A 22403-nucleotide genomic window follows, 5' to 3' on the forward strand; every position below is an offset into this window, starting at 1 on the left:
GGATTGCGGGACGGGCTTGCGAACATCGTGGACGCGCGATCAGATACTTCTGCTTAGGCATGGCCGAAGCAGTGTAAAGCAAACACCTTCTTTCGATCTGCTCACACGTCATGTCAGCATGACAACCGCCAACGAAGACGCGCTGGTTACGGAGTGATGGGCATGATCCGCACAGGCCAGGACTATCGCGATGCGATTCGAACCAAACGGGACATCTACGTGGACGGCGAACGGATCGAAGACGTAACCGCGCACCCAACTTTCTCGCCACTGGTCAATCTGCGCGCGCAAATCTACGACATGCAGCACGATCCGGACCACTGCGATATTCTGACCAAAACCGTTAATGGCCAGACCTGCACAGTCGCGGGGGCTCTGCCCTTCTCGCAAACGGACTGGTGGGCCAAGAGGCGCGCGACCGCTCGCATTCTCGCACAGGTCGGCGGAATCGCGACGTGCACCGGTGACGAGACAATCAGCGAATTCTGGTCGCTTTATGACTGCCGGGATGCACTGGTGGATATGGATCCGCAATATGCACGCAACATCGACGCCCATATCGTGGCCTCGCGTCAGGACGATCTGTTCCGGATCTCGGCCAACACCGATCCGAAAGGCGACCGGTCGCGCCCGCCGTCGCAACAGGATCCAGACATGCTGCTCCGCGTTGTGCGCGAAACCGACTCCGGGATCATCGTGCGCGGCGCCAAGTTCGAGACCGGCGCTCCCTATGCTGACCTGGCCTATACCAAGCCGAACCTCGCAAACTGGGGCGATGCACTGCCCGAGGACTACGCAGTCGGGTTCGTCAGCGATCTGAACGCACCAGGACTGAGATTCATCTGCCGATCCGGCTTTACCCGACCGGGCACCGAACGCGACTATCCCCTGTCGAACAGGTTCGATGAGATCGAGGCGCTGGTCGTTTTCGACGACGTGCTGATCCCTTGGGAAAACGTCCTGTTCAATCGCCAACCGCGGGCGGCGACGCTGATCCGTGCTACGCTGCACCGCTATTCGGCCTTTGTCTTCGTTCAGCGTATCCTGATCTTCGGCGACATGCTGATCGGCGCGGCGATGCTGAACTGCCGCCAGACGGGGCTCGACAAAGAACAAGGTGCACGCGACAAGCTAGTCAAGCTGGCTGTCTGGCGCGAAGGGATTCATGCTCACCTAACCGCGGCCATCGCTCTGGGTCAGAAATCGCCCGCGGGATTGATGATGCCGAATCAATCCCTGCTTTACGCGGGCCGCGTGCTGGCGGTCTCGCAACTGCACGAAATGATGAACGTGGCACGTGAGCTTTGCGGTGGGCAATTGTCACTCACACCGAGCGCCGCCGCTTTTGAGGCACCCGAAACCGCCGGCTGGCTCAAGAAATACTATACCCTGAACGAAGACTGTGGCGCCGAGGACCGCCGGAAGTTGATGGCCTTTGTCCGTGATCTGGTGAGTTCCGACTATGCAGGCCATAGACTGGCCTTCCAGCTCTTTGGCCAATCGCCGCCGCACGCACATCTGGCATCGGTCTATCACCAATTCGATTGGGAAGGACCGCTGGCTCTGGTTCGGGATGCGGCTGGGCTCGCGAACAAGATCCTTGGCGAAGGACGCGCAATACCGGGTGCTGGGACATACGGGGATTGGTATGCGCCGGACTTGCCGGAGCGCAGCCGGCCATTGGCCGAGATTGTTATTATCGAGAAAAACTTGCCGTAGTAACGGGTTTCGGCCAATGATGAGCCCAGATGCCCGGCAGGCGGTCTGCCGTCCACACGCAAGCATTGCGGCGGATACGTGGCAATACCGAAACTGGGGGGAGAGATGCCACTTCGTTACTCGCTGCGGCAACTGGAATATTTCGTCGCCGTCGGTGAGACTGGCAGCATTGCGGCCGCCTCGCAGCAGGTGAACGTGTCGTCGCCGTCAATCTCGGCAGGGGTGTCGCAGCTCGAGGCCGAACTGGGCATCAAGCTTTTCGTACGCCACCACGCGCAGGGCCTAGCACCGACACTTGCGGGGCGAAAACTGCTGGATCAAGCACAGATCGTCTTGCGTCAGGCTGCGGTGCTGCGCGATCTGGCTGGCGATCTTTCGGGCTCGGTTCGCGGCCCTCTATCAATCGGCTGCCTGAGCACCTTCGCCCAGATGTTGCTTCCCGGCCTGCGGCGCAGTTTCGTGGAGCAGTACAGCGACGTCCGCATCAGCCAGATCGAGGCTGACCAGTCCGAGTTGTTCGGCCTATTGCGCCAAGCCAAGATCGATCTTGCCCTGACCTACGACCTGGACCTGCCGCGCGACCTTACCTTCTTTCCGATCCTCGAACTGCCACCGATCGTGGCACTGAGCGAAACCCATCCGCTGGCCCATCTGTCCGCAGTCTCGGTCGAGGAATTGGCTCCCTTCTCGATGGTGCTGCTCGATCTTCCGCACAGCACGGACTACTTCCTGTCGTTTTTCACCAGCGCAGGGTTGCACGCGAACATCACCGAGCGCACACGCGACATGGCCGTGATGCGCGGCCTTGTGGCGAATGGATTTGGCTATTCGATCGTGAACCTCCGCCCGCTGAACGACCTCGCCCCGGATGGCAAACCGCTGCGGTTCATTCCGCTGACCGGCGATCAACGGCCGATGAATCTGGGGATTCTGATGGGCTCAGAATCGGACCACACGCAGTTGCACAAGGCGTTCCTGGGCCACGCGCAGGAGTGGATTGGAACCCGAACCGAGAGGCTTCTCGGCGCGCGCTGAACCTCAGGCCTTCAGTCGAGACCGGCCAGAACTCGATCCATCATCCGGTCGCAGGCGGCCAGTTGCCCGGCTTCCAGATATTCATCCGGCTTGTGCCCCTGCCCTTCCATGTCGCCCGGCCCGCAGACAACTGTTGGAATCCCGAGTTGCGCAAAAAGCCCGCCTCGGTTCCGAAAGCCACCTTCAGCCTCGCATCCGACCCGCAAAGCTTTGCCACCAGCCCTACGGCCGGATCATCAGGTTCGACGTCGAGACCGGGATAAGTATTGGTCAGCGCGATCTCGATGCCTGTTGCGGGGTCGCGTGCACGCCAAGGTGCGGCAAGCGCCTCGACCTCATGGGTCAGTTGCTTCTGGAACTCTTCCAGACTGTCGGTAGCAAGGTGGCGTAGTTCGAACTCAATCTCGGCCCTGTCGGGAACAATGTTGAGGGCAGTACCACCGTACATCCGCCCGGCATGAACAGTGGAATACGGAATATCATAGCCAGCGTCCTGCACGTTCGACGAAGCGAATTCGTCCTGGAGCCGGCGCAAACTCGCGAGCACCTCGCTGGCTAGATGCAGCGCGTTGACATAACGGGGTGCCAGCGCCGAATGGCCAGCAGTGCCACGGCAAATGGCATGGAAGGCCGCCTTGCCTTTATGCCCGGTCACCGGATGCATTGATGTGGGTTCCCCGACGATACAGAGATCTGGGCGCCATCCAAGGCGTTCGAAGCCGGGCAACATCTTGCGGATGCCCTGACACCCGACCTCCTCGTCATAAGAAATCGCCAACATGAGCGGTTGATCCGGCGGCGTATCGCACGTCCTTGCCGCCAGCGACAGCATCGAGGCAAGAAAGCCCTTCATGTCAGTTGTGCCGCGCCCGTACAGCCTATCACCTTCTCGCGTCAGTTCAAAAGGCGGTCGAGTCCAAGGCTGACCTTCGACCGGCACCACGTCGCTGTGCGCCGACAGCAGCACGCCCCCGGACCTTTGCCGCCGATCCTAGCGACAAGCCCGGTCTTGGGCAATTCGGGATCCGGAATGCGGTAGGTTTGAAAACCCGCCTTCACCAGCAGCTCCTCGGCATAGTCTATCAGCGCCAGATTTGACTCGGTGCTGACCGTGTCAAACCCGATCAGACGGTCGAGAATGTCCAGTGTGTTGGCGTGGGGTGTAGCTCCGTTCATTCCGCGGCCAGTTCGGTGATTTCACGGCGGAACGGCAACGCATCGCCCAGCGGTGCGGTATCTAACTCACGCGCATACCGATGACCCGCATAGGTGGCCCAGGCGATCGGTCCGGCAGCCTCGGCATCGCCAAACAGCTTGATCGACCGGATACCGGCGTCGGCCCAATCGTCCTGCCGCGCAACAAGTTCGTGATAAAGCTGATCGTTGCCGCAGCGCGATGCCACCATAACCACTGCATCCGTCTCATAGGTCCGGGTCTTGCCGGTATAGACGCAATTTGACACCACATGATCCTTGCCAATTTCGACCACACCGCGATTCAGGACGATATCGACGCCCAACTCGTCCAGCCTGGCATGGATCGTCGCCTGTTCCAGCGTGTTGTTGGTCCAGTCCGATACGAAGGCCGAAGGGGTGATCAGCGTCACCTTCGCGCCCTGTTTCACCAACAGTTCGGCCAGGACACCGCCCATGTAATAATGATCGTCATCGAAGATCACGACATTACCGCTAGGGATAGTGCCGTCCATCAGGTCGTCTGGCGTGAACACCTTCGCGCCGTCAGCAATCGGCATCGGCACAACATGCTGGCGCGCGACACCATCACTCCGCCAGGTCGCACCTGTGGCAATAGCCACATTCTGAAAGCCGAATTCCATGATGTCGTCGGCAGTCAAGCGGCTGTCGAAATATGTTTCGACATTGGGTTTCTGGCTGATCTGATATTCGCGATAGTCCACCACGCGGCCCCACGCGGACAAACCCGGCAGGAGTCTTTCGCGAGCAACGCGCCCGCCCAAAACCGTCCCGGCCTCTGCGACCGCCACGTCATACCCGCGCACCGAAAGCGCGCGCGCTGCTTCCAATCCGGCTGGGCCGGCTCCGATGATCAGCACATTTTGACTGTCGCCTTTGGCGTTCATGTGTTCAGGGTGCCAGCCCTTGCGCCATTCTTCCATAAATGTCGGGTTCTGGGTGCAACGGCTGATCGACTGGGTCATGTCGCCGGTGATACAGATGTTGCAGCCGATACATTCGCGAATGTCCTCGATCCGACCTTCTTCAATCTTCTTGGGCAGGAACGGGTCGGCAATCGACGGCCGTGCACAGCCGATGAAGTCGAGCGTGCCGCTGCGCACCATCTTTGCCATGACATCGGGCGAGGTGAAACGGCCGACGCCGACGATGGGCTTACCCGTCAACTCGTGAATGCCGCGCACCAAATGTTCCTGCGCGGCCTCGTCTTTGAAACGCGAGGGGCCGGAGCAATCCTCCCATGTTCCCTGGGCCAGATCCCACAGGTCGGGCAGATCTTTGTTCATCTCGATAAAGTCACGCACCTCGGCGTTGGAAAATCCCAGCTCGCCGATGGTTTCATCCAGGCTGACGCGCAGCGTGATCCCCATGGTGTCGCCGACCGCGGCGCGCATGTCGGTAACCACTTCGTTGACGAATCGCGAGCGGTTTTCGAGGCTGCCGCCGTATTCGTCGCTGCGCTGGTTTGTGGCGCGGCTCAGGAAATGCTGGAAAATGCCGAAACCATGCGCGCCGTAAAGACAGATCAGGTCGAACCCGGCCTCTTTTGACCGCTTGGCGGCATTCACGAACCAGCGCCGTAGGTCGCCGATCTCGCTTTTTGACAGTGCGCGGGCCTGCACCGGGTCATTGGTGAAGGTGCGAATCGGCAAAGCCGAAGGGGCAAGAGGCACCTCCTTGGTGTAAAGGTTCGGGCCGTTGATACCGGAATAGGCCAACTGGATACCGGCCAGCGCGCCATGTTCCTTCATCTTCTCCGACATCCGGCGCAGCTGCGGTATGTCCCTGTCCTCCCACAACCGCAGCTCGATGAACGGTGTAATTTCCGATGTGTGGTGCATCTCGCATTGTTCAGTGAAGATCACGCCCCAGCCGCCCTGCGCCTTAACGCCACGCATCTCGGCCGCAGCAGACGGATCACGATAGCCACCACCATTGCAATGCGGTACCTGATAGAAACGGTTCTTAGCGGTGACAGGGCCGATCTGCATCGGTTCGAACAGAATATCATAGCGGGGCTCGCGCATTTTCGTCTCCTTGACAGGCGTTGGATCTGCCTTACGACAGCCCTGCGCCAGAGTATCAGGCTTTGTATTTGATCCAGGTGGTCTTGAGAGCAGTGTATTTGTCCAGCGAATGAAGCGACAGATCGCGGCCAAAGCCCGATTGCTTCATCCCCCCAAATGGCGTCTGTGCGGAGAGCGCATCGACCGTGTTCACCGAAACGGTGCCGACATTCAGCTGGTCGGACACACGGCAGGCGCGCGAAAGGTTCTCCGTCCAAACCGAGGCTGCCAGCCCATAAATCGAGTCATTTGCCATGGTGATGGCTTGAGCCTCGCTATCGAACGGGATAACCGACAGGACAGGGCCGAAAATCTCGTCCCGGGCAAGCGGATCGTCGTGGCTCACATCCGAGAAGATCGTCGGTTGCACAAAGCAGCCCTTGCCGTCGATCTGAACTCGTTCACCGCCCGCGACAAGATCGGCGGTTTTCTTTCCTGCCTCGACGAACCCCATAATGCCCTGAGTCTGTTTTTCATCGACTATGGCACCCATCTTCGAAGCCGGGTCTAGCGGATCGCCCGGTTGCATTGCGGCGGCGCGTTCGACCAGTTTATCGACAAATGCGTCTGTGACCGACCGCTCGACATACAGCCGTGAGTTGGCCGAGCAGACCTCGCCCTGATTGAAGAAGATGCCGAACGCGGCCATATCGGCGGCAGCGTCCAGATCACCGCAATCGGCAAAGACGATGTTAGGGCTTTTGCCCCTGTCTCAGGCCAAATCTGTTTCAGGTTCGACAGGCCGGAATACTGCATGAACATCTTGCCGATCGCGGTCGAACCGGTAAAGGCAAGGCAATCGACATCCATGTGCAACCCCAGCGCCTTGCCCGCTGTCGCGCCGTATCCGGGAACCACATTGAACACACCGTCGGGAACGCCGGCCTCGGAAGCCAGTTCGGCCAAGCGCAGTGCAGACAGCGGCGATTGTTCAGCCGGTTTCAGAACAACCGAGTTGCCCGCCGCAAGCGCCGCCGCGGCTTTCCATGTCGCCATGTCGAGAGGAAAATTCCACGGCACGACCGCCCCGACGACACCGAGCGGCACGCGGCGCACCAGCGCCAGATCGCCGGGACCAGTTGGCGCGACTTCATCATATAGCTTGTCGATCGCCTCGGCGTACCATTGAAAGAAATGCGCCGATCCGGGCGCATCCACTGTAGTCGCATCAGTGATAGTCTTGCCCATGTCGAGTGAATCCAGAAGCGCCATTTCCTCAAGATTGGCACGGATCAGGTCGGCCAGCTTGAGCAGCACCGCTTTGCGATCTCCCGGCGCCATGCGCGACCAGCGCCCGTCCTCGAATGCGCGCCGCCCGGCGTCAACGGCAAGGTCCACATCAGCAGCGTCACATTCGGCCACGCTTGTCAGCACCGCACCGGTGGCGGGGTTGATGCTGTCGAAGGCCCGCCCCGACACCGCATCGGTGAATTGTCCATCAATAAATGCCTGATTGCGGAACCGCAGCGATGCGGCCTTTGAATGCCAATCCTGATGGAAGTGATCCAGCATGGGTATTCCTTCCTGTGCTATTGGTCGCCCGGCACGCCATAGGACGGTGCCTCACGCGGGTCGAGAGCACGCTGAATGTAGGCGTCGAGTTGCGGTTTGTAGACATCCCAGGCCCCGGCGATAGCTTCGATCGGGCACTCTTCGGTCCAGTCACAGCGCAGATCGGCCGCCGGCCAGGCGACCTTGTCAACGATCATCATTCCCGCCGAATGCACCGGCCCGGCCTCACCGCCTGCCGCCAGCCCGGCGCGCATCGCGGCAATCAGTCGATCCCCCAAGTGACCAGAGGCCGCAAGAAACCCATCGACGATAGCCTGCGGCACACCATCATTGGCCAGCATGTTGCCGCCAGAGGCGACATTGTGGCCCTGCGCCTGTGTAAAAACACCCAGCGAGTTCGGCCCGGAATGGATCGCCGTCGCGCCGGTCGCGTCGACCGCCAGCACCTGACGGTATTCGATAAACTTGCCGCGTTTCTGCACCTCGGCGATCGCATCTGCGGCCGTCTTGCCCTGCTGCATCAGGTCCAGCGCCAATGGGCCCAGCGTTGGATCGGTGACGTTCTGCGAGGTCACGGCACCGACCCCGGCGCGAGCGTAGGAACATCGCGCGGCAACCGCTGGCGAAGAGGAGGATATAGCCACCCCGAACATGCCGGTTTCCGCGCAGCGGACGACCAGTGAAAACGTCATGGCCTCACTCCGGAATGACGGCGGTGCCGTCGATCTCGACCAGCCACTCAGGCCGTGCCAGCGCCTGCACCACAAGGCCGGTCGAGACCGGATGCACGCCTTTGATATATTCACCCATGGTGCGATACACCGCCTCGCGGTGGCGCACGTCAGTGATGTAGACGACGACCTTGACCAGATGTTCCATCTTGCCACCGGCCTCTTCGATCAGCTGGCGGATGTTCTGCATCACCTTGTGGGTCTGTTCGACCGGATCGTGGCTGTCGATGTTCTTGGCATCATCAAGGCTTTGCGGGCACTGGCCGCGAAGCCAGACGATCTTGCCGCCCTGGGTGACAACCGCCTGGCACAGATCGTTGCTGAGGTTCTGCTCAGGATAGCTGTCTTTGGTGTTGAATTTGCGAATGCGGGTATGCGCCATCGTCGTTACTCCTCGGCTCATTCTGCGGCGGTCGAAACAATGGCTGCCGAGCCATCATAACGCTGATACCACCGCTGGATCTCAATCTGATCGGCGATGTGTTTCGCGTCATGCCAGACGCCCCACAAGAAGGATGACCCGCGCCGCGACTGCCACGGCAAGCCCAGGAAATACACATCCGGCTCGACCGACAGGCCGCGCTGGTGAATCGGCGCGCCTTTCGCATCAAACGAATCGACCTTGAGCCATTTGAAATCCTGACGGAACCCGGTCGCCCAGATGATAGAGGTCACACCTTCTTCAACCAGATTGATCCCCTTCAGTGGATTGGCCAGACAATCAGGATCTGGGACGACATCGCGCGCTTCGGGCTCTTCGGGCAGATCAAGGCCGGTGCGGGTCACATAGGCGTCGGCCATATCAAGTAATTCGTTATAGTTCGCGTCACCCGCCGCCACATTGACCTGAAGATCATCGGCAAAGCTGAGAACACCGTTCTCATAGGCTCTGGTCAAGCCCGTCAAGATCACACCCTCGCCAGCCAGCCGACGGAAATCCATGGTGCGACCGCCATAGGCGCCGCTGACCGAAATGGTCACATGTTCGGTACCAGGCGCGGGCGCGGCCAGATCCCAAAGGCCGAGAACCCCTAGCCACCAGACGAAGTCACGACCCCTGTAGCGCCGCGGCGGCCGGTCGTGCGGGCCGACAGACAGGAAAACCCTGCGACCGGCCTGGTTGAGTTCATCGGCGATCTGCGCTCCCGAGGACCCAGCGCCCACGACCATCACTGCCCCCTTGGGGAGTTGATCCGGGTTCTTGTAATGGAACGAGTGCATCTGCTGCACACCTTCGGTTTCGGGCACGATGGGAGGGAACACTGGATGTTGAAATGCGCCAGTTGCGGCCACGATGCGGCGCGTCTCGATGTCGCCCTTGCTGGTCTTGACCAGAAAACCGCCATAGCTGGGGAACCGGGTCGCCTCGATCACTTCGACACCTTCCCGGATTGGCGCGTTAATCATCGCGGCGTAGTCTACCAAATATTGCGCAAGACGGTCCTTGGAGACGAATTCGTCGGGATCATTGCCCTCGAATTCAAGATTAGGGAAGCGATCGTGCCAAGCAGGCCCATTTGCCACCAGTGCATCCCAGCGACCGGTGCGCCACGCTTCCGCAGTACGGTTCTTTTCCAGCACGATGTGCGGGACACCAGCATTGCCCAGATGTTCGCTAACGGCGATGCCGGCCTGACCTCCCCCGACAACCAGCGTATCAATCTTTTCCACGGGCATTCAGCGATCCCTTCGTTGATATAACGACATTTTGCGCCCGCGAAGGGCATTGTCGAATTTTCTAAACGGAGGGAGGATGGGCGAAAATTACGATTTCTTGCAGCATTGATTAGTTTGTCTCTAAACTCAGGTTCATGCCTCTGCAAATGCGTAGCGATCCACGCGATTTCCTACGTTCCGCATTCCCGCGAGGTGGGCTATTTGAGGATCTAAGAGAACTGGGGTTAGAAATTCTTGCCGCGACGGATCAGCAAGGGTTTCATTTGGCCACTCCCACATTCCACCAGATAGTCAGCGTCATGCGGACTCGGCTGCACGAAAATCACGGTTGGACTCGCGGCCGGGAAATTCTCGCCCTGGAACCGCACAAGACCGGGGGACTGTTGAATAGGCCGGAGTTCGATAACGGCGATGCTAAACGCCTATCGGGAACGGATGCTGAACTCGAGGCACAATTCAAGATGGTGAGTTCCGCTCATGAATGTTCTTAGATGCCGTATCAGCTCATTCTTGATCGTCTCGAACCATTAGGAGATTTCACCCCACAGTCGGCAAGTCGGACAGGCGGCTCATAATCCGGAGGAGATTGTCAGCAGAAATGGCCTCGATCTTGAAGCGGTCGTACTGTGTACCGCCGCTGTCGTCGGCTGCCAGCATCGCGTTGACCACCGCCTCCTCGACGCAATCGACGACCGCCATATAGACGGCGTCGAAAAGATCATCATCCAGCATATTTATGGTACGAAGCGCGCCGGAAGAAGCGAGCGGAAAAGGATTTGCGGTCGAGAATGCGAGGAAAATGTCTCCCGAATTATTCCCACCGGGCGATCCGTTGCGGCCTATGCCGATTGTGCAGCGGCGCGCAACCCGTTTGAGTTGGTGTGGCGCCATCGGGATATCCGTGGCAACCACCGCGATGATCGAACCCCGCTCGGCCATCCGGCTTGGTGGCGTATCGTCAGCCATATAGCGACCTACCGGCACACCACACACCGTCAGCCATTCGCGCTGGCCGTGATTGGCCTGAACAAGCACCCCGACTGTATAGGCCAGTCCGCCGAGTGTCACGCGCCGCGATGCCGTGCCCGTTCCGCCCTTAAAGCCATAAGCGATCATGCCGTTGCCACCACCGGTGTTACCTTCTGCAACCGATCCTGTAGAAGCCGCATCAAGAGCGGCGCGCACATCGGCTTCTGTAATCGCCATTCCGTTTATATCATTCAGGATACCATCGAAGGTTTCTGCCACCACAGGCATGATCCAGCGCCGTTCTTCTGCTTGATAGGTCGAGTGGTAGCGCTCGAGCATCCATTTGATCGTCGCATGATGCGCCATGCCGATACTATGCGTATTGGTGATCGTCACCGGCCCAAGAAAATAGCCGCCGTCCTCGATCCAGTGCGTTCCGGTCATCTCGCCGTTGCCGTTGAGCCTGTGAACACCGGCGAACACCGGCACGGGCACATCCGAGCGCGGATGCGGCACGATTGCGGTGACACCGCTGCGCACGGGTATTGCGCGGCCCGGCCGCGGCGCGTCCTCGCTCAGAGTGCGCAGCCCGACGGCGATACCGGGAACATCGGTGATCGCGTTGTGTTGCCCGGTCGTGCCGGTGAATGGCAGGCCCAATTCGCGCGCGCGCAATTTCCTGGAAGGCTTGTTCGTGTTGTTCATGACCATTTCTGACGTGAGCGAAGGTAAAGGCCGATTGAGGCCACGACGAACGAGAAAGTCAGCATCATCACTGCGATAGCGTTGATTTCCGGCTTTATTCCTCGTCGCAGCATGGAGAAGATGAATATCGGAAGCGTGCTTACGTCGACGCCTGCAATAAAGTAGGTGATGACCAGGTCATCCATCGAAATGATGAAGGCCAGCAGCGCGCCGCCAACAACACCGGGGATCAGTTGCGGCAGCACTATCTTTCGAAAGGTCGTCCATTCGTTGGCGCCGAGGTCAGCGGATGCATGTTCGAGGCTGCGGTCCATACCGGCAAGACGACTTGATACCACGATGAAAACATAGGAAATCAGGAACGTGCACTGGCCGATGATAATCGTGATGATGCCGAGGTGAATACCTGCATTTACAAAAAAGATGAGAAGCGCGATGCCAAGCACGATATCAGGGATTAACATAGGCATGAACATCAGCGCCCGGTAGAAGCGTGCGCCATAGAAATTGTAGCGGTGCAGGGCCAGTGCGATTGCGGTCCCCAGCACAGTGGCCATACTCGTGGTACTGCCCGCAATCAGCAGACTGTTGCGGAGTGCCGCAAGTAACTGGTCGGTCGATTCGATATAGAGCGAAGCCTCCGAAACGGTCGTCTTGAAGCCCAGCACCTTCCAGTACCAGTCGGTGGTGAACCCGGACCAGGTCATCATGTTCACCGGGTTCGAATTGAACGAATAAACGGCAATCAGCGCCAGTGGCAGATAGATAAAGGCAAAGAAGATTGCCGTGTATGCGGTAAGACAGTTTCGGAGAAATGATACAAGATTGCTCATGTTGGCTCCCCTTACCGGTCGGGCGTGATGTTGCCGCGTCGTTCGGCAAGGAAAACATAGCCCATCAACACCACCAGCATGACGCTCATGACCATCATGGCCAGTGCTGACCCGAACGGCCAGTTGCGCGCTGACAGAAATTGCTGCTCGATCAGGTTGCCCAGCATCATCACCCTAGCGCCGCCAAGGATCGCAGGGACAATGAAATTACCGAGCGCCGGGATGAACACAATGATAGAGCCACCGATGATTCCCGGCGCCGTCAACGGCAGGATCACGCGCATGAACGTACGCATTGGCCCTGCGCCAAGATCCTGCGAAGCACGCACCAGCGACCAGTCCAGCTTTTCGACACTGGCGTAAACTGGCATGAACATGAACGGCACGAAGATATAGACCATGCCGAGGATGATCGCGCCTGGCGTATAGATGAGATCCAGGGGCCGGTCGATGACGCCAAGCGCCATGAGGATGCCGTTGATAGGTCCTGTCTGGCGCAGGATCAGCAACCATACGAAAAGACGGACGACCAGACTGGTGAAGAAGGGCAGCGCGATGAGGAAAAGGCAGAAACTTTTCCACCGACCCGACAGCAGGCTGATGCAAAACGCCGCCGGGTAACAGACCAGCAACGTCACTACCACCGTCAGCGTCGCTATTTCCAGCGAACGAAAGAAAATCTCCAGATAGACTGGATCGAACACCTCGAAGGCGGGGTTGGCGAAGCCGAGGATGCGGCTAAAATTGTCGGGATAAAACGTCCACTCCACACCTCCATACAGACCAGGGGCAAGGAAGCTGGTGACTACCATGATGGCGAGCGGGATAAGAAAGAAGATCGCCAGGAAAAGCGAGGCAGGGCCGAGCAGCAGCCCAAGTTGAAAGCGGTCGCGCACCCGGTTGTTCATGCGTCTGCTTCCTCATCATTCCTACTCATGAGATGAACATGGGCAGGGTCATAGGCAAGTTGGGCACGGCGCTCGTTGTCAACCTTGGCAATCGCATCGCGCATCGTCGCGGGAACTGATACCGTCAAAACGCGACCGCTGGCGGTACGCGTATAAACCTCAAACGATGCGCCAACAAAGATGATCTGATCGATCGTGACATCGATTCGCGGGCGGCTGTCATTTTCCTGCGCCAACGAGAACTGTTCGGGCCTTATGATGGCAATGGTGTTGCCGTTGTATCCGGCCGCCGAGCCAGAAAGGGACAGGAAACTACCGTCTTCGAGCACCATGCCATCGCCTTCGGCACGGCCCTCGAACATGTTGTTTGCGCCGACGAACCCGGCCACAAAGGCATTTTCCGGCCGATCGTAGATGTCGCGCGGAGAGGCTATCTGCTGGATGCGGCCACGCTTCAGAACCGCGATGCGATCCGACATGGTGAGCGCCTCTTCCTGATCATGCGTGACAAAGACGAAGGAAATGCCGAGTTCGTCCTGAAGCGTCTTAAGTTCGATCTGCATGGAATGGCGCAAGCCGCGATCGAGCGCAGACAAGGGCTCGTCCAGAAGCAGCAATTTCGGCCGTCCGACGATGGCGCGGGCGAGAGCGACGCGCTGTTGCTGACCGCCCGAAAGCTGGCGTGGATAGCGCTTTTCAAGCCCGCCGAGGCCGACCATGGCGAGCGCCGCGCCGGTCCTTTCGCGCCGCTCTTTGGCTGTAATTCCGGCGACCTCCAAAGCGTATCCGACATTTTTTCCGACGGTCATATGCGGAAAAAGTGCGTAGTTCTGAAACACCGTGTTGACCGGCCGCTGATGCGGCGGGACATTCGTCATGTCTTCGCCATCAATCAGAATGGTTCCTGCGTCGAGACGCACGAAACCGCCAATCGCCTGTAATAGTGTGGTCTTGCCGCAGCCTGAGGGGCCGAGCAGGGTCAGGAATTCATTGCGGCGGACGCTCAGATCGATGGTATCGATCGCTTTTATCTCGCCACCCTCGGGAGAGGCGAAACGTTTCCTCGCATCGACCAGTTCGACGATTGAACCATGCATACGCAGTTCCCATTAATTTTTGTTATTTAAGTAACTGTTGCGTTGTTTTGAGATTTTGATATCTTTTTGTGATGGAAGTCAACGGTCGAAATCGACTGCTGCTTCCGAAAATGGGAAATATCAAATGCTGCGCACGGTCGTGCCCAGCCTCGGGAGGAGGACAAATCATGCATATTCGAATATTGTTGCGGCGGGTCTTGCGCGGCGCCGTCTGTGCCGGGGCGATGTTTATGCTTTCGGGGGCCGCTACCGCAGCCGAGGAATTGAACATTTACAACTGGGGTGAATACATCAACCCGGAGGTGTTGAAAAAATTCGAGGCCGAGACGAACATCAAGGTCAATCTGTCAACTTATTCGTCCAACGAAGAGATGCTTGCCAAGATTCAGGGTGGAGCGATCGGCTACGACATCGTCTTTCCTTCCGTGCATATGCAGGACATCATGGCCAAGCTGGGCCTGCTCGAGAAAACTAATATCAACCAGTACGAAGGATTCAAGAATATTGACCCAGCGGCCTTGCGCGCCAAGAGTGATCCCAAGGGCGAATTTTGCCTGCCTTATGCATGGGGCACTGTCGGTATCTTGTACAACCGGACTGTGCTAGGCAAAGACATCACCGGCTGGCGCGATCTGATTGAGACGGCCAAGGCAAAGAATCTTAAATTCACCTTGCTCGACGACGTGCGGGAGGTCATGGGCGTCGGCCTCATTATGAACGGTCACAGCGTCAATTCTACGGATTCCGATGAATTGCAGCAAGCGGCGGACACGATCATCGCGATGAAGCCACAGGTTGCTGCATTCACCTACGATTCTCGGCCTTTGGTGGCGTCAGGCGATGTCGCCGCAGCACACTATTTCATCGGCGCGATGATCGACGTTTTCGGCAATCCCAAGGATCTCGGCTATGTGATTCCCGAGGAAGGCGCGACGATGTACCAAGAGGATATCTGCGTGCTAAAAACTGCGCCGAACAAGGCAAACGCCATCAAGTTCATGCAGTTCTACACGCAACCTGAGGTTCCGGCTCTCAATATGGCGCAGCAGACGAACGGCACCACCAATATGAAGGCTCGCGCTCTGACACCCGACAACATCAAGAACAGCGAGGAGATCAATCCGCCGGCCGAGACGATGAAGCGTCTGCAGATATTCCAGGATTTAGGGAAAGACATCCGCCAGTATGATCGTCTGTGGACCAAGATAAAGACGGCCCAATAGAACGCATCATTCACGCCACCCTGAGAAGTTGGGGTGGCGAACCCTGGTTGGAGGCATATGTGTCGAAATCGATTCTGGAGCGGCTGAGCGGCGACGACTTGCGGCGGTCGAAATCCGACAAACTCCTGGCCCAGTATCTGGAAAGGCATATCGCCGAGCTTCCGTTCGAGACGGCCCGTTCGATTGCCGCCAAGATCGGTGTCAGTCCGATGACCGTTGGCAGGTTCCTTCGTAGAGTAGGCTTTGACGGGCTTGAGCCGCTCAAGCAGGAATTGCGGCATGCGCGCTCTAATCCAGCATGGCAGGTCAAAGGCAAGGTTGACCGCCTTCAGGCTGATATTCGCGAAGGTAAATTGCTCGCCAAGCTCATCAATCAGCAGATCGACAATTTGCGGCATGTCTATGAAATGACGACCGCGCCGGAATGGCAAAGCTGTGTGGAAACGCTTATCGATGCGAGCGAGGTTTATGTCGCTGCCTATCAGAATATCCGTGGTACTGCCGAATATATGGCTGCACAGCTTTCTTATGCGCGCCCGCATGTATTATTTGTGGATGGGCTGAACGGCACGTACTCCGAAGTGCTGGATCAGGCGGTGGAGGGCCGGGTGCTTTTTCTAATTGAGGCACGCCGTTTCGCCACCAAAGCCCTCCCCCTAGCGCTTGAGGCGAAAAATTCCGGTGTCAAAGTAATATTGCTGACCGATGAATTTTGCCCTTGGGTCAAGGAAGCGTCGGACATTGCCTTGGTCATTCCAGGCCCACACGGCCCACTTTGGGACGGTTCAGCGACAATCCTTGCGGTTCTCGACCTCCTGCTTTCCAACATCATCGTCGTTCTGGGCGATAAGGTTCATCAGCGGGTCGAAATGCTGACCCGGCTGCAGGATCTGTTCGGCGACTTCGAGGACAGTTAGAGTAGCAGACGAGCTTTGGTTCGTAGATCGTCACACGACGTCAATGACCAGTTCGCAACGCTCGCATCGCATTCGATTTCTACTGTGTCTATTCGTTGGTAAAGCACCCAATTGCCACATTTATCTGCGGAGTCGCGCAACAGGAAGCAACCGAGCACGTGATCGGTTGCTTCCATAAAAGCGTCGAAACGTAGCTTGTTCGAGGCGTGGTTGACGTCCATCTCGGCGTTTTCGATGGCGAACTGATCCTGGCGCGTTTTCAGGGGCGGGGTTAGAATCACGGCCCGCGCAAGTCCATCAATATGGAAACGCCAATTTGTGCGGTCAGTTCAGCGCGCCATAACCTAATAGGTGGCGCGTTCAAAATTTGCGAAATCTCGCAGCGCGGCTCTCGGCCTCGGTCCATGTATGCAACTTCTTCTTCGTGATCATCCTTTGAGAATATTCTTGACATGCATAATATTTACAAACAGATTGGTCGGTATGTTGGAAATATCAAATAGTACCCGCCGTACACAGGATGAGCGTAGCGCACGCACGCGCAAGCTGTTGCATGAGGCGACTATCGCATCGCTGATGGAGGTGGGCTATGCCAGCACGACCACATTGGCAATCGCAAAACGGGCGGGTGTGTCACGCGGAGCGCAGACGCATCACTATCCTGGCAAGATTGACCTGATCGTCGCGGCAACTGACGACATGTTCAACGGGTTCTCGGACGATCTGGACCGTCTTGCCAGACAATTATGCAAGGGCGACCTGACGTTTGACCAGTTTCTCGAAAACATCTGGAAACAGATGCTGACGGGAAACTGGTTCTATTCCTCCCTCGAGATCATCGTCGCCGCGCGCGGCGATGTCGAATTGCAGCGGCATCTGCGGCCATTGATTCTGGACCTGCACAAGCGATTCGAATTGATCTGGAACCGCACTTTCGAGCCCTGCCAAGGCAGCGAGGCAGATCCCGCCGTTCTATTCAACGTGGCGATGAATATTTTTCGCGGCATGGCTGTCCAGGCCGTATTGCGTCCAGACAGCGCATATTTCGGGGTGATGATAATCACGCTCGGAAACCTTCTGAAAGGCAAGATCCAACCCATACGAAATTAAAAAATTAGTAAAAGGCCTAGATCAAGCACCATAAAATCAGGCCAGCATGTTTGTTGAGGAAGAGCAAGCCGACAATGCCCAATTGTGAGGCACGGCCGGACAATTAAACAAGGGGAGTATGAGATGAAACTGACCTTAAAGGCCACGGCATTGTTGCTGCTGACCACCCTGCCCGTCATCGCAGGCGAGACAACTGGTCTGACCACGGATTCGATCAAGATTGGGGTGATGGCCCCTTTCTCCGGTAACGCCGCGTCCTACAGCAAGGCCGAGATCGGCATGATGGCCTATTACGACAAAATCAACGACGAGGGTGGCGTGCATGGCCGCAAGCTGATTGCAATTCAGGAGGACACAGCCTGCGACCCCGCCAAGGGGCTCGCGGGTGCGAAAAAGCTGATCTATCAGGATGAGGTCTTTATGCTGCATGGAAACTCATGTAGCGGCGTAGCACTTGCCATTCGTCCGGTCGTCGAACAGGCCGGTTTGCCGTGGGTCATTGCTCACGCGGCCAGCGATTCTATATCATCCCCTCTAGCGGCGAACATCTTTCACGGGCTGCCCACAGGTTCGGCCAATGGGCGCTCGATGGCACAGTTCGTCCTTTCACGACCGGACACGAAGCGAGTGGCGATCATCGAGCATTCGAACGACTGGGCGCACAGCTATTCCGACCCAGCGCGCGAATATCTCAAGGAAAATGGTGTCGAGCCAGTTCTGGAACTGACAATGGAGCGGGGCCAGACCGATGCGACGGCCCAGATCCTGAAGCTGCGCGAAGCCAAGCCTGATTTTATTATCGCGGCCATCTACGAGGCCGAAACCGCGATCTTCCTAAGGGATCTCAAGAAATATGGCATGAGCGACATCCCGGTCATGGGCACGGCTGGCACCGACTTGGAAAACACACTGAAGCACGTGGGCGATTTCGATACGGTCAAGAACTACTTCGTCATCCATTCCTACGTCGATAGCCTAGGTGGTCCCAAACTCAAGCCGTGGGGTGAGATGATCAAGAAATATTACCCGGACGAACAGCTCAGCACGTTTAGTTTCGCCTCCATCGGGTCGGCCATTGCGGTCGTCGAGGCCCTGAAGAACGCAGGCCCCGAGCTGACCCGTTCCAAGCTGATCGCCGAACTTGACAAGATCAACAATCTTGACACGGGCATCCTGTCCGAGCCGATCACTTGGACGCCTGAGGATCACCAAGGCGTCAAGGGCTCTGCCGTCGCAGGCTTTGTAGATGGCCAGCCGACCGTACTGCGTTCCTGGGGCGAGCGGTACTGACCGCAAGACTGAGGCAAGGGGCGCGTGCCGTTCCCTACCTCCACTTCCGGAAAGGTCCAGGAATGTTTCTTCAACTCACAATCAGTGGAATATCGCAGGGTGCAATCTATGCCCTTGTAGCCCTCTCAATGACGGTAGTTTACCGCTCGACCACCATCGTCAATTTCGGCCATGGTGATTTTGTGATGGCCGGGGCGTTCGTGTCGTACGTCCTGACAGTGATACTGGGAGTGGCGTTTCTGCCGGCGGCTGTGCTGGCTGTGATAGCGCTGTTTCTGCTTGGACTGTGTTTCAGCCGAGGTTTGATCCGCCCGATTCGAGGCGGACCCCATATAGGCTTCGCTCTGATGTGCATTGCGGCAGGCTATGTTCTGCGCGGCATCGCGCGCATCGTCTGGGGGCGGGAGGTGCTGCCGATGCCCAGCGTCTTCGACATGCAACCAATATTCCTGGGCAATCTCATCATCACGGGTGATGCCGTGTTCATCATCAGCACCACTGCGGCCCTGCTCGCGGTCTTCTTTGCGGTGCTGGCACTGACGGATATCGGCAAGATGGTCCAGGCCGTTTATCAATCGCAGCGCGGCGCGCAGCTGATCGGGATCAACGTGGACCGTTTCAACGACATGACTTGGGGTGTCGGTGCGGCCTTGGGCGCCGTCGGCGGCATTCTGATAGCGCCCGTTTCTCTGCTGCACCCGGATTTAGGGGTGAATTTTCTTATCAAGGGGTTCGCAGCGATGACGCTGGGGGCTTCGGATCACTGCATGGCGCGGTGATCGGCGCACTTCTGCTGGGAGTATCCGAGCAATATGCTGGTGCATATGTCGACACGGCATTGATCGATATCACCGCCTATGTGGTCATCATCATCGTCCTCATGATGCGCCCGCATGGTCTGTTCGGGCACAAGACCGTGGTGAAGGTTTGATCCAATGATGCCCAATCCCGCACAACTGCGTTTCCGGATCGTCTTTTTCTGGGCTTTCCCTGCACTGCTGCTTGCGGTACCGCTGGTCGCAAATCTCTATGTGCAATTTATTGTCAACAGCATCCTGATCTACGCGCTGATCGCCTTGGGCTTCAATTTCGTGATCGGAAACCTAGGACAGCTTGCCTTTGCCAACACTGCGTTCTTCGGCATTGGCGCCTACACTTCAGCCATCGCCACGACCTCGCTGGGTCTGCCTTGGATCGCGACGATCCCGATGGCCGGTGTAGCGGGTGCGATCGGAGGGTTCCTTGCCTCCGCCGCCGCGCTGCGTGGTATCCGACTTTATTATCTCGCCATCATCACTCTGGCGTTTGGCGAGTTGATGCGCTGGCTCTATGTTCATGCCAAATCCGTAAGCGGCGGTACCGACGGACTAAGTCTGCCCGCGCAGAACATCTTTGGCTATTCGCTGATCGACGACCGGGTGAAATTCTACGTTTTCCTCTTCATCACAGTGCTGCTGGTCAAGGCCACGCTAAACCTGTTGCGATCACATATCGGCCGGTCGATCGTGGCAATACGTGAGAACGAGGTGGTCACCGCATCGTTGGGCATTCCAACCTCACGGATCATTGTCATCGCATTCATGTGGTCGGGCTTCGTTGTAGGTTGCGCGGGGTCGCTCTTTGCCCTGCACACCGCATATATTTTTCCGGAAAGCTTCGGAATGCTGCATCTGATCGTGAGTTTCGCGATGGTGTTGGTAGGCGGGCTCGGTTCGGTTCTGGGATCCATTCTGGGGGCGATCGCTCTGACCGTGCTGCCGGAATACCTGCGAAGCTTTCCGGGCATGGAAGAGCTTTTCTTTGGGCTGATCGTGATCGTGGTGCTGCTGGTACTGCCGCAGGGATTGGCTAGCCTTTTGCGCCGTGTCTCGCCGATCTTCGTCGAACGATATTACAGAGAGTGAACGCATGAGCGATTTACTAGACGTTCAAGGTCTGAGCGTGCGTTTTGCGGGGCTGGATGCCCTGAAAGACGTATCGCTCGGCCTGGCCTCGGGGCAGATACTGGCTGTGATTGGCCCTAACGGAGCTGGCAAGACGACGCTTTTCAACGCGATCTCGGGATATGTCAGACCAGCGGCAGGTCAGATCCGCCTGAAGGGACGCGATATTGCCGGGGAGACATCGCATGAAATCGCGCGCCAAGGTATTCGCCGCACGTTTCAGAACGGCGGACTGTTTCCTGCGCTTACCGTACTCGAAAATGTTCTGACCGGATTGCATGCGCAGACAGGAGGCAATTTTCTCGATGTGCTCCTGGGGCGCAAATCTGCACTTGATTCGGAACGGGGGATGATCGCCCGTGCGCGCGATCTGCTCTCGCTGATGCAGATGGAAAAGATGGCTGACACCCGCGCCGGCGACCTGTCGGGCGGACAGCAGAGGATCGTTGAGATCATCCGCACCGTCGCCTCCGAGCCACCGGTCCTGCTTTTGGATGAACCTGCCGTCGGCCTATCGCCACTCGCGCGAGACCAGATGATGCGGATCATCCACCGGCTGGCAGGCGAAAAAGGTGTGGGCATACTGCTCATTGAACATGCCGTCGAACTTGTGATGGCGGGCGCTGACCGCATACTTGTGATGGCCGCTGGCCAACGCATCGCCGAAGGCACCCCGCAGGAAATTCGTGAGGACCGCGCAGTTCTGGAGGCCTATCTTGGACATGCCTGACACCTTAATGACGATCCGCGATCTGCATGTCGCCTATGGGAAAAAACTCATCTTGCGTGCCGCCAGCTTCGAAGTGCAGGCAGGCGAATGCCTGACCCTTCTGGGGGCCAACGGTTCCGGTAAGTCCACGTCTCTGAACGCAATCTGCGGATTCGTGCAGCCAGCGTCGGGCTCGGTTCTGTTGGGAGATCAGGAACTGGCAGGGCTGGCTCCGCACCAGGTTTTTGCACATGGCGTAGCGCAAGTCAGCCAGAAGCGCGATTTGTTTCCGGATCTCACAGTCGAGGACAATCTGAGACTGGGCGCGATGCGGCGCGGAGCAAAAGACGCGCCAAAGACGCTGGAGCAGGTCTATGGCCGCTTTCCCCGCCTAGCTGAACGGCGAAGGCAGGCCACGCGTACCCTGTCGGGCGGCGAACAACAGATGGTCGCGATTGGCCGTGCGCTGATGTCACAGCCGCGCCTCTTGCTGCTAGACGAACCGTCGGGCGGTCTATCGCCTGAATTCTGCGAAGAGATTGCGCTGCTCATGGACGGGCTCAAGATGGAAGGCGTGACCATGCTAATGGTCGAACAGAACCTCAAATTGGCTTTCCGAGCCGCCGATCGGTTCATCGTGCTGCGCGATGGCCAGGTAGTGGACGGTGGAGACGTCAAGGCGATGGAGGGTGACCATGATGCCATCATCAAGAATATCTATCTCTGAACTTCACGGGTGTGACC

The 22403-nt window shown here is 57.8% G+C and carries 21 protein-coding genes and 1 pseudogene; 11 read left to right on the forward strand and 11 right to left on the reverse strand.

What is annotated here, in order from left to right:
• Positions 1–162 precede the first annotated feature (162 nt).
• A complete protein-coding gene (locus AC0L7S_RS20450; protein WP_473474555.1) occupies positions 163–1719 on the forward strand; it encodes a 4-hydroxyphenylacetate 3-hydroxylase family protein in 1557 nt (518 codons plus the stop codon).
• Positions 1720–1824: 105 nt separating this feature from the next.
• Positions 1825–2754, forward strand: a complete 930-nt coding sequence (locus AC0L7S_RS20455; protein ID WP_473474556.1) for a LysR substrate-binding domain-containing protein — start codon at positions 1825–1827, stop codon at positions 2752–2754.
• Positions 2755–2794: 40 nt separating this feature from the next.
• On the opposite strand, the gene AC0L7S_RS20460 is transcribed toward AC0L7S_RS20455, so the two are convergent.
• The 11 genes and pseudogenes from AC0L7S_RS20460 to AC0L7S_RS20510 form a co-directional block, all read right to left on the reverse strand.
• Entirely contained in the window at positions 2795–3721 is a 927-nt protein-coding gene (locus AC0L7S_RS20460; RefSeq protein ID WP_473474557.1) for a M20/M25/M40 family metallo-hydrolase, read from the reverse strand.
• Positions 3649–3930, reverse strand: a complete 282-nt coding sequence (locus tag AC0L7S_RS20465) for a hypothetical protein (protein WP_473474558.1) — start codon at positions 3928–3930, stop codon at positions 3649–3651. The genes AC0L7S_RS20460 and AC0L7S_RS20465 overlap by 73 nt, the downstream gene beginning before the upstream one ends.
• Entirely contained in the window at positions 3927–5996 is a 2070-nt protein-coding gene (locus AC0L7S_RS20470) for an oxidoreductase (RefSeq protein ID WP_473474559.1), read from the reverse strand. The genes AC0L7S_RS20465 and AC0L7S_RS20470 overlap by 4 nt, the downstream gene beginning before the upstream one ends.
• Before the next feature lie 55 nt (positions 5997–6051).
• A pseudogene (locus AC0L7S_RS20475) lies at positions 6052–7547 on the reverse strand (aldehyde dehydrogenase).
• Positions 7548–7564: 17 nt separating this feature from the next.
• Positions 7565–8239: a DUF1028 domain-containing protein gene (locus tag AC0L7S_RS20480; protein WP_473474560.1), complete on the reverse strand. Its 675-nt coding sequence runs from the start codon at positions 8237–8239 to the stop codon at positions 7565–7567.
• Between the two features lie 4 nt (positions 8240–8243).
• A complete protein-coding gene (locus AC0L7S_RS20485) occupies positions 8244–8660 on the reverse strand; it encodes a RidA family protein (protein WP_473474561.1) in 417 nt (138 codons plus the stop codon).
• A gap of 17 nt (positions 8661–8677) precedes the next feature.
• Positions 8678–9955 carry a flavin-containing monooxygenase gene (locus tag AC0L7S_RS20490; RefSeq protein WP_473474562.1) on the reverse strand — a complete coding sequence of 426 codons (1278 nt, stop codon included), beginning with the start codon at positions 9953–9955 and terminating at the stop codon, positions 8678–8680.
• 537 nt (positions 9956–10492) lie between these two features.
• The gene (locus AC0L7S_RS20495; RefSeq protein WP_473474563.1) at positions 10493–11629 is read right to left on the reverse strand and encodes a DmpA family aminopeptidase; all 1137 of its coding nucleotides are present in this window, start codon (positions 11627–11629) and stop codon (positions 10493–10495) included.
• Complete coding sequence (locus AC0L7S_RS20500; RefSeq protein ID WP_473474564.1) at positions 11626–12462, reverse strand: ABC transporter permease; 837 nt, start codon at positions 12460–12462, stop codon at positions 11626–11628. Before AC0L7S_RS20500 ends, AC0L7S_RS20495 begins: the two co-directional genes overlap by 4 nt.
• Positions 12463–12473: 11 nt before the next feature.
• Positions 12474–13370, reverse strand: a complete 897-nt coding sequence (locus AC0L7S_RS20505; protein ID WP_473474565.1) for an ABC transporter permease — start codon at positions 13368–13370, stop codon at positions 12474–12476.
• A complete protein-coding gene (locus tag AC0L7S_RS20510) occupies positions 13367–14467 on the reverse strand; it encodes an ABC transporter ATP-binding protein (RefSeq protein ID WP_473474566.1) in 1101 nt (366 codons plus the stop codon). The genes AC0L7S_RS20505 and AC0L7S_RS20510 overlap by 4 nt, the downstream gene beginning before the upstream one ends.
• A gap of 224 nt (positions 14468–14691) precedes the next feature.
• Between AC0L7S_RS20510 and AC0L7S_RS20515 the strand changes: the two genes are divergently transcribed.
• The 9 genes from AC0L7S_RS20515 to AC0L7S_RS20555 all read left to right on the forward strand — a co-directional run bounded on the left by AC0L7S_RS20515 (position 14692) and on the right by AC0L7S_RS20555 (position 22386).
• Positions 14692–15690, forward strand: coding sequence for a polyamine ABC transporter substrate-binding protein (locus AC0L7S_RS20515; protein WP_473474635.1), 999 nt, complete (start codon positions 14692–14694; stop codon positions 15688–15690).
• A gap of 59 nt (positions 15691–15749) precedes the next feature.
• Positions 15750–16607, forward strand: coding sequence for a MurR/RpiR family transcriptional regulator (locus tag AC0L7S_RS20520; protein WP_473474567.1), 858 nt, complete (start codon positions 15750–15752; stop codon positions 16605–16607).
• A 483-nt stretch (positions 16608–17090) separates the two neighbouring features.
• Positions 17091–17717 (forward strand): TetR/AcrR family transcriptional regulator, encoded by a 627-nt coding sequence (locus tag AC0L7S_RS20525; RefSeq protein WP_473474568.1) that lies wholly within the window; start codon positions 17091–17093, stop codon positions 17715–17717.
• A 150-nt stretch (positions 17718–17867) separates the two neighbouring features.
• Complete coding sequence (locus AC0L7S_RS20530; protein WP_473474569.1) at positions 17868–19007, forward strand: ABC transporter substrate-binding protein; 1140 nt, start codon at positions 17868–17870, stop codon at positions 19005–19007.
• Between the two features lie 62 nt (positions 19008–19069).
• Positions 19070–19786 carry a branched-chain amino acid ABC transporter permease gene (locus tag AC0L7S_RS20535; RefSeq protein WP_473474570.1) on the forward strand — a complete coding sequence of 239 codons (717 nt, stop codon included), beginning with the start codon at positions 19070–19072 and terminating at the stop codon, positions 19784–19786.
• A complete protein-coding gene (locus tag AC0L7S_RS20540) occupies positions 19783–19938 on the forward strand; it encodes a hypothetical protein (RefSeq protein ID WP_473474571.1) in 156 nt (51 codons plus the stop codon). Before AC0L7S_RS20535 ends, AC0L7S_RS20540 begins: the two co-directional genes overlap by 4 nt.
• Positions 19939–19942: 4 nt before the next feature.
• The gene (locus tag AC0L7S_RS20545; RefSeq protein WP_473474572.1) at positions 19943–20911 is read left to right on the forward strand and encodes a branched-chain amino acid ABC transporter permease; all 969 of its coding nucleotides are present in this window, start codon (positions 19943–19945) and stop codon (positions 20909–20911) included.
• A gap of 4 nt (positions 20912–20915) precedes the next feature.
• Positions 20916–21680, forward strand: coding sequence for an ABC transporter ATP-binding protein (locus AC0L7S_RS20550; RefSeq protein ID WP_473474573.1), 765 nt, complete (start codon positions 20916–20918; stop codon positions 21678–21680).
• Positions 21673–22386, forward strand: a complete 714-nt coding sequence (locus AC0L7S_RS20555; protein ID WP_473474574.1) for an ABC transporter ATP-binding protein — start codon at positions 21673–21675, stop codon at positions 22384–22386. The genes AC0L7S_RS20550 and AC0L7S_RS20555 overlap by 8 nt, the downstream gene beginning before the upstream one ends.
• Positions 22387–22403: the final 17 nt, after the last annotated feature.

The sequence above is a fragment of the Mesorhizobium sp. G2-6-1 genome, from assembly GCF_055809095.1.